The 12,506-nt window shown below is 66.4% G+C and carries 12 protein-coding genes and 1 tRNA gene; 9 read left to right on the top strand and 4 right to left on the bottom strand.

Annotated features, from left to right (window positions below; genetic code table 11):
• The first annotated feature begins 4 nt into the window (after window positions 1-4).
• The 6 genes from DSHI_RS08610 to DSHI_RS08585 all read left to right on the top strand — a co-directional run bounded on the left by DSHI_RS08610 (window position 5) and on the right by DSHI_RS08585 (window position 4,769).
• Window positions 5-1,054 carry a cobalt-precorrin-5B (C(1))-methyltransferase gene (locus DSHI_RS08610; RefSeq protein ID WP_012178363.1) on the top strand — a complete coding sequence of 350 codons (1,050 nt, stop codon included), beginning with the start codon at window positions 5-7 and terminating at the stop codon, window positions 1,052-1,054.
• A complete protein-coding gene (locus DSHI_RS08605) occupies window positions 1,051-1,797 on the top strand; it encodes a cobalt-precorrin-6A reductase (RefSeq protein WP_012178362.1) in 747 nt (248 codons plus the stop codon). The genes DSHI_RS08610 and DSHI_RS08605 overlap by 4 nt, the downstream gene beginning before the upstream one ends.
• Window positions 1,779-2,411 (top strand): DNA-3-methyladenine glycosylase family protein, encoded by a 633-nt coding sequence (locus DSHI_RS08600; RefSeq protein ID WP_012178361.1) that lies wholly within the window; start codon window positions 1,779-1,781, stop codon window positions 2,409-2,411. Before DSHI_RS08605 ends, DSHI_RS08600 begins: the two co-directional genes overlap by 19 nt.
• On the top strand, window positions 2,408-3,079 hold the full coding sequence (locus tag DSHI_RS08595) for an alpha/beta hydrolase (RefSeq protein ID WP_012178360.1): 672 nt from the start codon (window positions 2,408-2,410) through the stop codon (window positions 3,077-3,079). Before DSHI_RS08600 ends, DSHI_RS08595 begins: the two co-directional genes overlap by 4 nt.
• A 189-nt stretch (window positions 3,080-3,268) precedes the next feature.
• Window positions 3,269-3,865, top strand: coding sequence for an HNH endonuclease (locus DSHI_RS08590; protein ID WP_012178359.1), 597 nt, complete (start codon window positions 3,269-3,271; stop codon window positions 3,863-3,865).
• Window positions 3,866-3,992: 127 nt separating this feature from the next.
• Window positions 3,993-4,769: a transglutaminase-like domain-containing protein gene (locus DSHI_RS08585; protein WP_012178358.1), complete on the top strand. Its 777-nt coding sequence runs from the start codon at window positions 3,993-3,995 to the stop codon at window positions 4,767-4,769.
• 10 nt (window positions 4,770-4,779) lie between these two features.
• Here the strand turns inward: DSHI_RS08585 and DSHI_RS08580 are convergent, their stop codons facing one another.
• On the bottom strand, window positions 4,780-5,724 hold the full coding sequence (locus DSHI_RS08580; RefSeq protein WP_012178357.1) for a radical SAM protein: 945 nt from the start codon (window positions 5,722-5,724) through the stop codon (window positions 4,780-4,782).
• Window positions 5,725-5,966: 242 nt separating this feature from the next.
• Here DSHI_RS08580 and zwf point away from each other — a divergent pair, with 242 nt between their 5' ends.
• Genes zwf through pgi form a run of 3 tightly spaced genes read left to right on the top strand, consistent with a single transcriptional unit; the run spans window position 5,967 to window position 9,736 of the window.
• On the top strand, window positions 5,967-7,421 hold the full coding sequence (gene zwf / locus DSHI_RS08575) for a glucose-6-phosphate dehydrogenase (protein ID WP_012178356.1): 1,455 nt from the start codon (window positions 5,967-5,969) through the stop codon (window positions 7,419-7,421).
• 11 nt (window positions 7,422-7,432) lie between these two features.
• Window positions 7,433-8,107: a 6-phosphogluconolactonase gene (gene pgl / locus DSHI_RS08570; protein WP_012178355.1), complete on the top strand. Its 675-nt coding sequence runs from the start codon at window positions 7,433-7,435 to the stop codon at window positions 8,105-8,107.
• 24 nt (window positions 8,108-8,131) lie between these two features.
• Window positions 8,132-9,736, top strand: coding sequence for a glucose-6-phosphate isomerase (gene pgi, locus DSHI_RS08565; protein WP_012178354.1), 1,605 nt, complete (start codon window positions 8,132-8,134; stop codon window positions 9,734-9,736).
• On the opposite strand, the gene DSHI_RS08560 is transcribed toward pgi, so the two are convergent.
• The 3 genes from DSHI_RS08560 to DSHI_RS08550 form a co-directional block, all read right to left on the bottom strand.
• A complete protein-coding gene (locus tag DSHI_RS08560; protein WP_012178353.1) occupies window positions 9,727-10,218 on the bottom strand; it encodes an acyl-CoA thioesterase in 492 nt (163 codons plus the stop codon). The genes pgi and DSHI_RS08560 overlap by 10 nt on opposite strands.
• 5 nt (window positions 10,219-10,223) lie before the next feature.
• Window positions 10,224-10,297 (bottom strand) — tRNA-Gly (locus DSHI_RS08555).
• Window positions 10,298-10,345: 48 nt separating this feature from the next.
• Window positions 10,346-12,418, bottom strand: coding sequence for an ASKHA domain-containing protein (locus DSHI_RS08550; protein WP_012178352.1), 2,073 nt, complete (start codon window positions 12,416-12,418; stop codon window positions 10,346-10,348).
• Window positions 12,419-12,506: the final 88 nt, after the last annotated feature.

Raw genomic sequence — 12,506 nt, 5'->3', positions numbered from 1 at the left:
GCCGATGACACGCAAGCCCGACCTTGACCGAGACCTGCGCCGCGGCTGGACCACGGGGGCCTGTGCGACGGCGGCCACCAAGGCGGCGCTCAGCGCGCTCTGGGACGGAGCGTTTCCGCGCGAGGTGCAGATCACGTTGCCGAAGGGGGAGACGCCGGTCTTTGCGCTGGCGCACCAAGCGTCCGGGCCGGGCTGGGCCGAGGCGGGGATCACCAAGGATGCGGGCGATGATCCGGACGTGACCCACGGGGCGCTGGTGATCGCGCGGGTCGCGGCCTCGGAGGGCGGGGTGCGGTTTGTCGCCGGGGACGGTGTGGGCCACGTGACCAAGGCGGGATTGCCGATCGGTGTGGGCGAGCCTGCGATCAACCCGGTGCCGCGGGCGATGATGGTGGCGGAGGTCGAAGCGCTCGCCGCCGCCCATGGCCTTGCGCCGGATGTGACGATCACCGTCTCGATCCCAGGGGGCGCGGAATTGGCCGCCAAGACCTGGAACCCGCGTCTGGGCATCAAGGGCGGCCTGTCGATCCTGGGGACCACGGGCGTGGTGCGGCCATTTTCCTGCGCGGCCTGGATCGCGTCGATCCACCGGGGCATCGACGTGGCGCGCGCCGAGGGGGTCGCCCATGTGGCGGGCACCACGGGCGCGACTTCGGAGGCGACGGTACAGCGGCTCTACGGGTTGCCGGATCATGCGATGCTGGACATGGGCGATTTCGTGGGCGGGATGGTGAAATACCTGCGCCGCCATCCGGTGCCGCGGCTGACCGTGGGGGGCGGGATCGGCAAGATGACCAAGCTGGCGCAGGGGGCGGTGGACCTGCATTCCAAGCGCTCGCAGGTGGATTTCGCGGCCCTTGCCGACAGCTTCGGCGCGGCGGAGATCGCGGGCTGCAACACGGCGCTGGAGGCGCTGGAGCGGTGCGGGCCGCCGCTGGCGGAGCATGTGGCGACCCGCGCATTGGCGCAGTTGCGCCGGCTGGTGGGGCCCGAGACGGAGGTCGATACGGTCGTGATCGACCGGGCGGGGCAGATCATGGGGCGGGCGTCATGAGCCGGCTCTTGCTGCTTGGCGGGACGGCGGAGGCGCGCGAGGTCGCGCAGGCACTGGCGGGCCGTGTGGACGGAGTGCTGTCGCTGGCCGGGCGGACCCGCGCGCCGGAGCGCGACGGAATGCCGACGCGGATCGGGGGATTCGGCGGGGCGGACGGGTTCGCGCGGTACCTGCGCGAGGCCGAGATTGGCCGGATTCTGGACGCCACGCACCCTTTTGCCGCCGAGATGTCGCGCCGCTCCGCCCGGGTCGCGGTCGAATGTGGCGTGCCGTACCTGATGCTTCGGCGGCCCGGATGGACGGCGGTCGCGGGCGACCGCTGGTACCGGGTGCCCGACACGGCGGCGGCGGCGCGCATGCCGGGGCCGCGCGACCGGGTGTTTCTGGCCACGGGGCGGCAGACTTTGACGGATTTCGCGCAAATGGAGGCGGCCTATTGCTGGTGCCGCCAGATCGACCCGTCGGAGGAGGCGTTTCCCTTCGAGAACGGCGCATTCCTCGTGGCGCGCCCGCCCTTTCCGGTCGAGGATGAGATTGCGCTCTTCCGGCGCCTGGGGGTGACGGTCTTGGTGGTCAAGGATGCGGGCGGGGCGGCGAGCCGGTCCAAGCTGGACGCGGCGCGGGCGCTGGGGATCCGGGTGGTGATGATCGACCGGCCTGACCTGTCGGAACTGCCGCAGGTGGAGACGGTGGCCGCGGCCCTGGCCTGGGTGGAGGGTGCGTCATGTCCGTCGGACGCCTGATCGAGACGCCCGAGTGCCTGACCGAGGGCTGCGCGCACCTGGCCCGAGTGGAGCCGCGATTCGCGGCGGCCTTTGCCGAGACCGGGCCGCTGCCCCTGCGGCGCAGGCCGGATGGGTTCGAGGCGCTGCTCTCGGCCATTGTCAGCCAACAGGTTTCGGTGGCGGCGGCCAATGCGATCTGGGGGCGACTGAAGGACGCGCGCCTGACCGGGCCGCGCAAGGTGATCTGGGCGACCGAGCAAGAGCTGCGCGCCTGTGGGCTGTCGCGGCAGAAGATCCGCTATGCCAAGGCGCTGGCCGAGGCGCGGATCCCGTTTCGCGACCTGCGCGCGGCCCCCACGGAGGAGGTTATCACCACGCTGGTGGCGGTTCCGGGGATCGGGCGCTGGACCGCGGAGATCTACGCCATGTTCTCGCTCGGGCGGGCGGATGTGTTCGCGCCAGCGGACCTGGCCTTGCAGGAATCGGCGCGCCTGCTTTTCGCCCTGCCCGAGCGACCCACCGAGAAGGCCCTGCGCGAGATGGCCGCGCCCTGGGCACCCTGGCGGGCGGTTGCGGCGCGGGGGCTCTGGGCCTACTACCATGTGGCAAAGAACCGAGAGGGCATCCGATGACGCGCATTCTGGAACATGGTCGCAAGGGCCCGGCGCAGGGGACAGCGAAGCGGGTGGTCGTGCTGCTCCATGGCTACGGGGCCGATGGCAACGACCTGCTGGGGCTGGCTGACCCGCTGTCGCCGCACATGCCGGACACCGCCTTTCTCGCCCCGAACGCGCCGGAGCGGTGTGTGAACAACCCCATGGGCTATCAGTGGTTTCCCATCCCCTGGCTCGATGGATCCTCGGAGGAAGAAGCGACCGTGGCGATGGAACGGGCGGTCGATGACCTGAATGCGTTTCTTGACACGGTACTTGAGGAAGAAGGGATAAGCCCCGAAAACCTCATGCTTTTGGGGTTCTCGCAAGGGACGATGATGAGCCTGCATGTGGCGCCGCGCCGGGATGAGGCGGTGGCGGGTGTGGTGGGCTTTTCCGGGCGGCTGCTTGGGCCAGAGCGGCTGGAGGATGAGGTGAAGGTCAAGATGCCGATGCTGCTGATCCACGGGGATCAGGACGATGTGGTGCCGCCCGCATCCTTGCCGGAGGCGGCCAATGCCCTGACCGCCGCGGGGTTCGAGGTATATGCCCATATCTCCAAGGGGACGGCCCATGGCATCGCGCCGGACGGGTTGTCGGTGGCGTTGGCCTTCATGCGCGACAAGCTCGGGCTGGAGACGGACTGACCCCGCGCCTCTGCCCGGTTTTTCAGCGTCACGTCCCTGTCACATCCGACGCGTAGCTCTGCGACCGAGCCACCGTATCTACGGGGCTTGTCAGGTGGCGAACGCCATATATAGTCATGGAGAGTGAAAGGGGCGGGGTGTCCCCGCCTTGGTCCGGCAGGCGGATAGACGAGGCGGAGACGGAGTCCCATGAGTGATCTGGTAGAGCGCGAGTTCCGAACGAGTTTCGTGCGAGACCCGCAGAGCCTGCGTCACAATCCTGCTCTGGTGCTGAATGCCGATTATCGACCCTTGTCGTACTATCCCCTTTCGCTCTGGACCTGGCAGGAAGCTGTCAAGGCGGCTTTTCTGGAGCGGGTGACGATCCTTGCGGAATACGACGACGTGGTGCGCAGTCCCACCACGGAGATCAAAATCCCGTCGGTGGTGGTCCTGAAAGATTACGTCAAACCCCAGAAGCGCGTGGCCTTCACGCGCTTCAATCTTTTCCTGAGGGATCAATTCTGTTGCCAGTATTGCGGCGACAAGGGCGATCTGACTTTCGACCACGTGGTGCCGCGCGCCTCCGGGGGCGTGACCAGCTGGGAAAACGTGGTGGCGGCCTGTTCGCGGTGCAACCTCAAGAAAGGGTCGAAATCCCTGCGGGCCTCGGGCATGAGCCTGCGCCAGACCCCGCGCCAGCCGGCGGCTGAGCAGCTGCGCAACATGGGGCGGAAGTTTCCGCCCAACTACCTGCACGAGAGTTGGATGGATTTCCTCTATTGGGACGCGGAACTGGAAGCCTGAGCACGGCGTTCCTGTCCTGACCCGGTGCGGGGCCTTGCGCCCCTGTCGGCTAGTGTCCACACGGGCCGCAAGGTCGGGGGCGGGGCACGCCTTTTCCCGATGAACCCTCGAAAAACTGGAGAGTGCCGTGAAGCTCAAGATCGACGTGCAAATGAGTTACGATCTCGATCCGTCGGGCACGGTGCTGCTGACACTGGAGTTGGCGGAGTTTCCGGGGCAGCGCATCCTGCGCAGTGCGCTCGACATCGATCACGCGCGAGTGTCGCGGGTGCAGGGGGCCGAGGGGATCGGCCAGCGCACCTGGGCGCGGATCAGCTATCCTCAGATGTGGCTTGGCTACACCGCCCAGGTCGAGGTGACGCGACCTAAGGTGGAGCTTGCCCCGCTGGCCCATACGCCGATGCATGATCTGCCGGGCGAGACGCTGAGCTTCCTGCGCCCGTCGCGTTTCTGCCAGTCTGACAAGTTTGCGACATTCGTCGATCGGCGGTTCGGGGATATGCAGGGCGGCGCCAAGGTGGCGGCCATCCTGGAGTGGATTGCGGAGGAGATGATCTACGTCCCCACCGCGTCCAATTCCGAGACCACAGTGATGGAGACCTTCGTGGACCGACAGGGTGTGTGCCGGGACTACGTGCATATGGTCTGCGCGCTCTGCCGGGCGGCGGGCATTCCGGCGCGTTACGCGTCGGTCTACGGGCGTGGGGTGACGCCGCCGGATTTTCACGCGGTAGCGGAGGTCTGGCTCGACGGCGCCTGGCGGCTGGTGGATGCCACGGGCATGTGCGCGCCCGATGAAATGGCGGTGATCGCGGTGGGGCGCGATGCCTGCGATGTGGCCTTCATGGAAACCGAGGGCCCCGCGATGCTGATCTCGCAATCGGTCACCGTGACGGCCGCCTGAGCGCAGGCCGTCAGGCCGAACAGCTCGCCCCGCCCAGCACGCAGAACTTGGCGCAATGGGGATGGTTGAGCTGCACCGCGCCCTCGGCCTCGGCCAGGGTTTCGCCCAGCTCGAATTCCGGGCTGTAGGGCAGGAGGGTGCAGGCGAGCACGGCCGGTTTCTCGGCGCCGCGGCGTTTGACCACCATGCGGGACGAGGCGCACATGACGTCATCGGGAGATTTGTTCAGGATCCCCCAGCAGGCGGTGGTGATTTCGGGCACCTCGGCGCGTTCGTCCATTTCTGGAAAGAGCACCGTCTCGCCCTGGTTGAAGGCGTCGATCTGAAACCCGTGCTCGGCATAGAGGCGGGCATAGCCTTCGCGGCTTTCGGCATCGGTGTCACCCCAGACCGTTCGGCCCGCGACCGCCATCCGGATACCGTTGTCGCGCAGCCAGGCCATGCCCTGCAGGGTCTTGGCGAAGCTGCCCTTGCCGCGTTCTTCGTCATGGAGCTTCTCGGACCAGTGATCGACACTGATCCGCAGGGTCAGCTTGTCGCCATAGGCCGCATGCAGCCGCAAGAGGCCTTCGCGCATGGTTTTGCGCATCATCGGCAACATGGCGTTGGTGAGAATCAGCACCTCGTAGCCGCGGGCCAGCGCGGCCTCGGTCATTTCGATCATCTCGGGATTCATGAACGGCTCGCCGCCGGTAAACGCGATTTCGCGCACGCCCCAGTTGCGGTCTTCAAGCTGGTCGAGATAGTCGGTCACCTCGGCGGCGGTGATGTAGACCAGCCGGTCATTGGTCGGCGAACTTTCGATATAACAGTTCGCGCATTCGATATTGCAGAGCGTGCCGGTGTTGAACCAAAGGGTTTGCGGGTTGGTCAGCGCGACGGAGGCGCGGGTTTCTCCGGTCGCAGTGACGAACGGGTCCTGGAATTTGCCGGCATTGGCCGCGAGGTCTTTCATCGAAGTCTCCGTTGTGTTGCCGCAGGAATAGTCGCTGTACGCGCCTGAGAAAACCCGGGCGGGCGGAAGTGACGCTGTTGTGATTGTGAGTGCGGCGCTTAACGTGCTGGACAGCGGGCCGTTTGCTTTCTAAACAGGCGCCGTTAGCGCTAACGATCTGGGTTGGTCCCGGACAGGCGTCATGCGAGAGACTGAGGTCGCCGAGAGCCCCGGCCCTCAACAGACCAGCTGGAGGTGTTGGAATGGTGGCACGTGTTATTCCGGTCGAGGATTTCGACCTGGTGATTTTCGGTGGCACGGGTGACCTGGCGCGACGCAAGATCCTGCCGGGGTTGTTCCACCGCTACCTCGCCGGGCAGATCCCGCCCGAAGCTCGCATCGTCGGGGCGGCGCGGTCCGAAATGGATGCCGAGGGCTACCGGGCGTTCACGCGCGAAGCGTTGCAGGAATTCGCGCCGAACTCCTGCAAGGATGGCGGGCAGGTCGAGGCGTTTCTGGCGATGCTGTCATATGTGGCGATCGACGCGCGCGGGGATGGCGGCTGGAAGGAGTTGGCAGGCCTGATGCGGCCGGATGTGGTGCAGGCGTTCTACTTCTCGGTGGCACCTGCGCTCTTCGGTGATCTGGCCGAGCGGTTGCACGGGCATGGCATCGCGACGGAGGCCTCGCGAATCGTTGTCGAGAAGCCCTTCGGTCGTGACCTGGAGAGCGCGCGCCAACTCAACCGCGGCCTGGCGGAGTATTTCACGGAAGAGCAGATTTACCGCATCGATCATTATCTCGGCAAGGAAACGGTACAGAACCTGATGGCGGTGCGGTTCGGCAACGTGCTGTTCGAGCCGTTGTGGAACGCGCAATTCGTCGATCACATCCAGGTCACCGTGGCCGAGACCGTGGGCGTGGGCGGGCGTGGCGAGTATTACGACAAGTCCGGGGCGATGCGGGACATGGTGCAGAATCACCTGATGCAGCTGTTGTGCCTGATCGCCATGGAACCGCCGAGCAAGTTCGACCCCGACGCGGTGCGCGACGAGAAGCTGAAGGTCATTCGGGCGCTCGATCCGGTGGCGCCCGAGGATATCGTGCGCGGCCAATACCGGGCGGGTGAGGACGGGCCGAGTTATCTCGAAGAGGTAGGCGACCCCAGGAGCACGACCGAGAGCTTCATCGCGCTGAAGGTGCATGTGGCCAACTGGCGCTGGAACGGCACGCCGTTTTATCTGCGCACAGGCAAGCGGTTGCGCGCGCGCATGTCGGAGATCGTCGTGGTTTTCAAGGAGCCGCCGCATTCGATCTTTGGCGACGACGCGGGGCGCAGCGCCAACATCCTGACAATCCGGCTGCAGCCCGACGAGGGCATGACCTTGCAGGTGACGATCAAGGAACCGGGCCCGGGGGGGATGCGTTTGATCGACGTGCCGCTCGACATGAGTTTCGCCGAAGCTCTGGGCGAGAGCGGAAATCAGATGCCGGATGCCTATGAGCGGCTTATCATGGACGTGGTGCGGGGCAATCAGACATTGTTCATGCGCGGGGACGAGGTGGAGGCCGCCTGGGCCTGGACCGATCCGCTCATTGCTGGTTGGGAAGCGCGGCGCGACAAGCCGCAGGCCTATCATCCGGGCACGAACGGGCCGGAAGACAGCCTGATGCTCTTGCACCGGGACGGCCGCCGCTGGCGCGATCTCGAAGCCTGAGGGGAGGCATTATGGACCTGCACACATACCCGGACCGGGACATGTTGATGATGCGGCTTGCGGATCGCATCTCGGCCGACCTCAAGGAATGCCTGCTGACCCATGACCGTGCGACCCTTTGCGCGCCGGGCGGTACGACACCGGGGCCGGTCTTCGACCTGCTGAGTGCGGTCGACCTGGACTGGAGCCGGGTCGATGTGTTGCTGAATGACGAGCGCTGGGTGCCCGAAACCTCCGAGCGCTCGAACACCGCACTGTTGCGACAGCGGCTATTGACCGGGCGGGCAGCGGCGGCGCGGCTGATCCCGCTGGTGACCGGCGATGCGACCCCTGAGGAGGGGCTCGCGGCCTTGACCGAGGGGCTGGAAGGCGTGCTGCCGATCTCTGTTCTGCTGCTGGGGATGGGGGAGGATATGCACACCGCGTCGCTCTTTCCCGGGGCGGATCAGCTGGATTTCGCGCTGAGCGACAACGCCCCGCCGCTGATTGCGATGCGCGCGCCTGGTGCGGCGGAGCCGCGCATCACCCTGAGCGCGCCGGTGCTGCGCGACGCGATGAAGACCCACCTGCTGATCGTGGGGCCGGGCAAGAAGGCCGCGCTGGAACAGGCCGATCGGCCCGGGCCAGTCAGGGAGGCGCCGGTGCGCGCCATCCTCGGCAACGCGATGGTGCATTGGGCCGCATAACGCATTCAAATCACGGAAACACCCATGTCTGTTTGGCAACGCTTGAGCTTTCACCATGACCGCACGCGGGATCGCAGGATCCTCGACCTGTTCGACGATCCCAAGCGGGCCGAGGGGTTTTCTGCTCGGCTCGGGGACATGCTTTTCGATTATTCCAAGACCAATATCGACCTGGCAGGACGTGATTTGCTGCTTGCGCTGGCCGAAGACGCAGGAGTCGCCGCGCGGCGCGAGGCGATGTTCGCGGGCGAACCCATAAACGAGACCGAGGGGCGCGCGGTGTTGCACACGGTCCTGCGCAATCTTGATGCGTCGGTCGTGGTCGATGGCACGGACGTGATGCCGGAAGTGCGCGACACGCATGCGCGGATGGTGGCGTTCTGCAAGGATGTGCGGTCGGGCGCCTACACCGGGCAGGGCGGCAGGATCACGGATGTGGTCAATATTGGCATTGGTGGCTCGGACCTGGGGCCCGCCATGGCGGCGATTGCCCTGTCACCCTATGCGGACGGGCCGCGGGTGCATTTCGTGTCCAATGTGGACGGGGCACAGATCGCAGAGACGCTGGCGCCATTGGATCCGACCACGACGCTGGTGATCGTGGCCTCCAAGACCTTCACCACCATCGAGACCATGACCAATGCGGAGACCGCGCGGGCCTGGATGAAATCCGCCGTGGACCTGCCCGCGATGCAATTTGCCGCCGTGTCCACCAGTGCGGAGCGGACGGCGGCCTTCGGGATCACGCCAGAGCGGGTGTTCGGCTTCGCCGATTGGGTGGGGGGGCGGTATTCGATGTGGGGGCCGATCGGACTGAGCCTGATGCTGTCGGTGGGGCCGGAGAATTTCGACGCGTTCCTCGCCGGGGGGGCGGCGATGGATGCCCATTTCCGCACCGCGCCCCTTTCGCAGAACATTCCGGTTATGCTGGCGCTGGTGGGTATCTGGCACCACCAGATCTGTGGTCATGCGACGCGCGCGGTGCTGCCCTATGACCAGCGGTTGTCGCGGTTGCCGGCGTACCTTCAGCAGTTGGAGATGGAGAGCAATGGCAAGCGCGTGGCGATGGATGGCGCGACCCTGGAGCGGACAGCGGGCCCGGTGGTCTGGGGCGAGCCGGGGACCAACGGCCAACACGCGTTCTACCAGCTGATCCACCAGGGGCAGCAGGTGGTGCCTTGCGAGTTTCTGCTGGCCGCCCAGGGGCATGAGCCTGATCTGGTTCGGCAGCATCAGTTGCTGGTCGCCAACTGCCTCGCGCAGTCCGAGGCGTTGTTACGCGGGCGCAGCCTCGAGGAAGCGACCGCGCGGATGGCGGACCAGGGGCTGAGCGGTGCGGAGCTGGATCGGCAGGCACGGCATCGCGTGTTCCCGGGCAACCGGCCGTCCACGACGCTGATCTATCCCAAGCTGACGCCCTTCGTTCTGGGCCAGATCATCGCGCTCTATGAGCATCGGGTGTTCGTGGAGGGGGCGATCCTCGGCATCAACTCCTATGATCAGTGGGGGGTTGAGTTGGGCAAGGAACTCGCCACCGCGCTTGGCCCGGTGGTCACTGGCGAGGTCTCGGCAGAGGGCAAGGACGGCTCGACCCGGGCCCTGGTCGAATTTGTGCGCGCTCACGCCTGACGGAGTGTCGCCCCGTCGCGGCTTGCCATGATGGCGCGCATCTCGTCGGTCAGGGGGTAGCCGGTCCTACCGTCTTGCTCCACCAGCACGATCACGGCGTGGCCCTCGATGGCGAAGGCCCCGTCGCAGAATGCGCCGTAGTCCATGACGAACGAGGTGCGCCCGAAACTGCGGGTGCGCGCGGTCAGGATGTAGTCCTGCCCGAGGAAGAGCGGCGCGTTGTAGCTTGCGCCCACTGCGCGCATCACCAGCATCGGGTCTTCGGGCGTGTAGCGATAGATCCCGTAGTCGCGCAGGTAATGCACGCGCAGGTTTTCGAACCAGCTGAAACAGACCGCGTTGTTGACGTGATTGAGCGCGTCGATCTCGTGAAACCGGACGCGGTCGGCCATGCCGTAGTTCCAAGGCTCCGGCACCCCGGCGGCGCGCAGATCGTCTGCCAGAAGCGGTGTGAGCGGGGTGGGTTTGGCAGGATCAGTCATGGGTCTGGAGCGGGTAACGGGAATCGAACCCGTAACTTAAGCTTGGGAAGCTCGCGTGATACCTTTTCACCATACCCGCACCGTGTCGGAGGGGATAGCCAAGGGGCCGTGCGGCGTCAATCGCATTTTAGCCCCGTCGACGGCGGCGTCGTGTGCCTGGCTGACCCCCGCCGCCCGCGTTGAATCCCGGCTGCGGCAGGGGGACCACGGACCGCAGGTGCGCGAAGGGCGCGGTGGCGTGGGGGATCGCGTTGGCGGCGACGAAATGCTCCTGAAACCGTGGCTCGATGGCGGTTTCGACCTTGGTAATTTTGGAGACCGTCTGTTCGATCTCGGCCCGGGCCGCACGGCTGCAAAGCGCCATGCGCGCGCCGGTGCCTGCCGCGTTGCCAGCGGAAGTGACCTTGTCCAGGGGCGCATCGGGGATCATGCCGAGCACCATCGCGTGCTTGGGCGAGATATGCGCGCCGAAGGCCCCGGCGAGGGTCACACGATCGACCGTGTCGACGCCCATCTCGTCCATCAGTAGACGCGCGCCCGCATAGAGCGCGGATTTGGCCAGCTGGATGGCGCGGATGTCGCCTTGGGTGACGGCGATCAGGGACCCGCCCGCCGGGCGATCGTCCTGCAGCACGTAAGAATAGGTGCGCCCCTCGGCGATCGAGCGGGGCGTGCCGGTCTGCTCCGGCCCGCCGATCAGCCCGGACGCGTCGAGCAGGCCCGCCATGCGCATCTCGGCCACCGCCTCGATGATGCCGGAGCCGCAAATGCCGGTGATGCCCGTGGCAGCGGTCGCCTCGGCAAAGCCGGGATCGTCGGACCACAGCTCGCACCCGATCACGCGGAACCGCGGCTCCTTGGTCACGGGGTCGATTTCGACCCTCTCGATGGCGCCGGGCGCGGCACGCTGGCCCGAGCTGATCTGCGCACCCTCGAAGGCGGGACCGGTGGGAGACGAACAGGCCAGTACCCGGTCACGATTGCCCAGCAGGATCTCGGCATTGGTGCCCACATCGACGATGAGCACCAGCTCGTCGGATTTGTCCGGGGCTTCTGACAGGGCGACGGCGGCGGCATCGGCCCCCACATGGCCGGCGATGCAAGGCAGCAGGTAGGTCTGCGCAGCCGGGTTCACAGCAGTCAGGCCAAGCTCGGTCGCCGAAAGTGTAACCGCCCCGGAGGTGGCGAGCGCGAAGGGGGCTTGACCCAGTTCCACCGGGTCAATGCCCAAAAGAAGGTGATGCATGACCGGGTTGCAGACGAAGACCGCCTCGACCACGTCGCGGGGGGCGACTTCGGCTTCGGCGCAGATTTCTGTCGCGAGCGTGTTCAGCGCATCGAGCACTGCCGCAGTCATCGCCTGCGCGCCGTCGGCGTTCATCATCGCGTAGGACACCCGGGACATCAGGTCCTCCCCGAAGCGGATCTGGGGGTTCATTACACCGGCGGAAGTTGCGACCTGTCCGGTCGTCAGATCGCACAGATGGGCGGCGATGGTGGTGGAGCCCAAGTCGATGGCGAGGCCCCAGAGCGGTCCCTCGTGGTAGCCGGGCCATATGTCGATCACGCGGGCGGGGGTGTCGGCGATGTTGACGGCCACCGTGACCTGCCATTTGCCCCTCCGCAGGGCCGGTTGCAGCTTGCGCAGGACGGAAAGGGGGGCGGTGACGGGGCCGATCTGCCACTGTTCGTCGAGCGCGGTGGCGAGCCGTTCGTAATCACCTGAGGGTTCGTGCATGTCCGGCTCGGCGACGTCGATCAGGACAAGCCGCGTGGCCGGGTCCATGGTCACCGCGCGCTGGCTGGCGGCCTTGCGGACGACCTGTTTGTGGACCTGGCTGGTGGCGGGCACGTCGATGACCATATCGCCGAGAATGCAGGCCTGGCAGCCAAGGCGGCGGCCTTGGGCCAGTCCGCGTTTCTCGTGATAGCGCGCTTCGACCGCGTTCCATTCTGACAGCGCGTTTTCCCGAGCGTGAACGCCATGTTTGGAGAATTCGCCGAACGAGGGTGTAACCTGACACTTGGAGCAGATGCCTCGGCCGCCGCAGACGCTGTCGAGATCGACATCAAGCAGCCGCGCCGCATCCAGCACGGAGGTGCCCGTCGGCACGCGCCCACGCTTGCCGGATGGGGTGAAAATCACCAGGGCGTCAGCCGCAGGATCCGCGTCGGGCTGGGGCAGGGACTGATTGTTCATCACAGGGCACCTTCCGGAGGGAGTGTCCTGCCATAGATAGCGAAGGGGTCGGCAGGCTAAAGCCCAAAGCCGACCCCGGAGGTGTCAT

The sequence above is a fragment of the Dinoroseobacter shibae DFL 12 = DSM 16493 genome, from assembly GCF_000018145.1.
Classification (GTDB): Bacteria; Pseudomonadota; Alphaproteobacteria; order Rhodobacterales; family Rhodobacteraceae; genus Dinoroseobacter; species Dinoroseobacter shibae.
The sequence above is the reverse complement of the archived record's forward strand: the minus strand, read 5'-3'. Positions and strand labels throughout refer to the sequence as shown.

Coding starts and splice junctions, on each gene's coding strand:
- DSHI_RS08610 (WP_012178363.1), top strand. CDS start 5: ATGACACGCAAGCCCGACCTTGACCGAGACCTGCGCCGCGGCTGGACC.
- DSHI_RS08605 (WP_012178362.1), top strand. CDS start 1,051: ATGAGCCGGCTCTTGCTGCTTGGCGGGACGGCGGAGGCGCGCGAGGTC.
- DSHI_RS08600 (WP_012178361.1), top strand. CDS start 1,779: ATGTCCGTCGGACGCCTGATCGAGACGCCCGAGTGCCTGACCGAGGGC.
- DSHI_RS08595 (WP_012178360.1), top strand. CDS start 2,408: ATGACGCGCATTCTGGAACATGGTCGCAAGGGCCCGGCGCAGGGGACA.
- DSHI_RS08590 (WP_012178359.1), top strand. CDS start 3,269: ATGAGTGATCTGGTAGAGCGCGAGTTCCGAACGAGTTTCGTGCGAGAC.
- DSHI_RS08580 (WP_012178357.1), bottom strand. CDS start 5,724: ATGAAAGACCTCGCGGCCAATGCCGGCAAATTCCAGGACCCGTTCGTC.
- zwf (WP_012178356.1), top strand. CDS start 5,967: ATGGTGGCACGTGTTATTCCGGTCGAGGATTTCGACCTGGTGATTTTC.
- pgl (WP_012178355.1), top strand. CDS start 7,433: ATGGACCTGCACACATACCCGGACCGGGACATGTTGATGATGCGGCTT.
- pgi (WP_012178354.1), top strand. CDS start 8,132: ATGTCTGTTTGGCAACGCTTGAGCTTTCACCATGACCGCACGCGGGAT.
- DSHI_RS08560 (WP_012178353.1), bottom strand. CDS start 10,218: ATGACTGATCCTGCCAAACCCACCCCGCTCACACCGCTTCTGGCAGAC.
- DSHI_RS08550 (WP_012178352.1), bottom strand. CDS start 12,418: ATGAACAATCAGTCCCTGCCCCAGCCCGACGCGGATCCTGCGGCTGAC.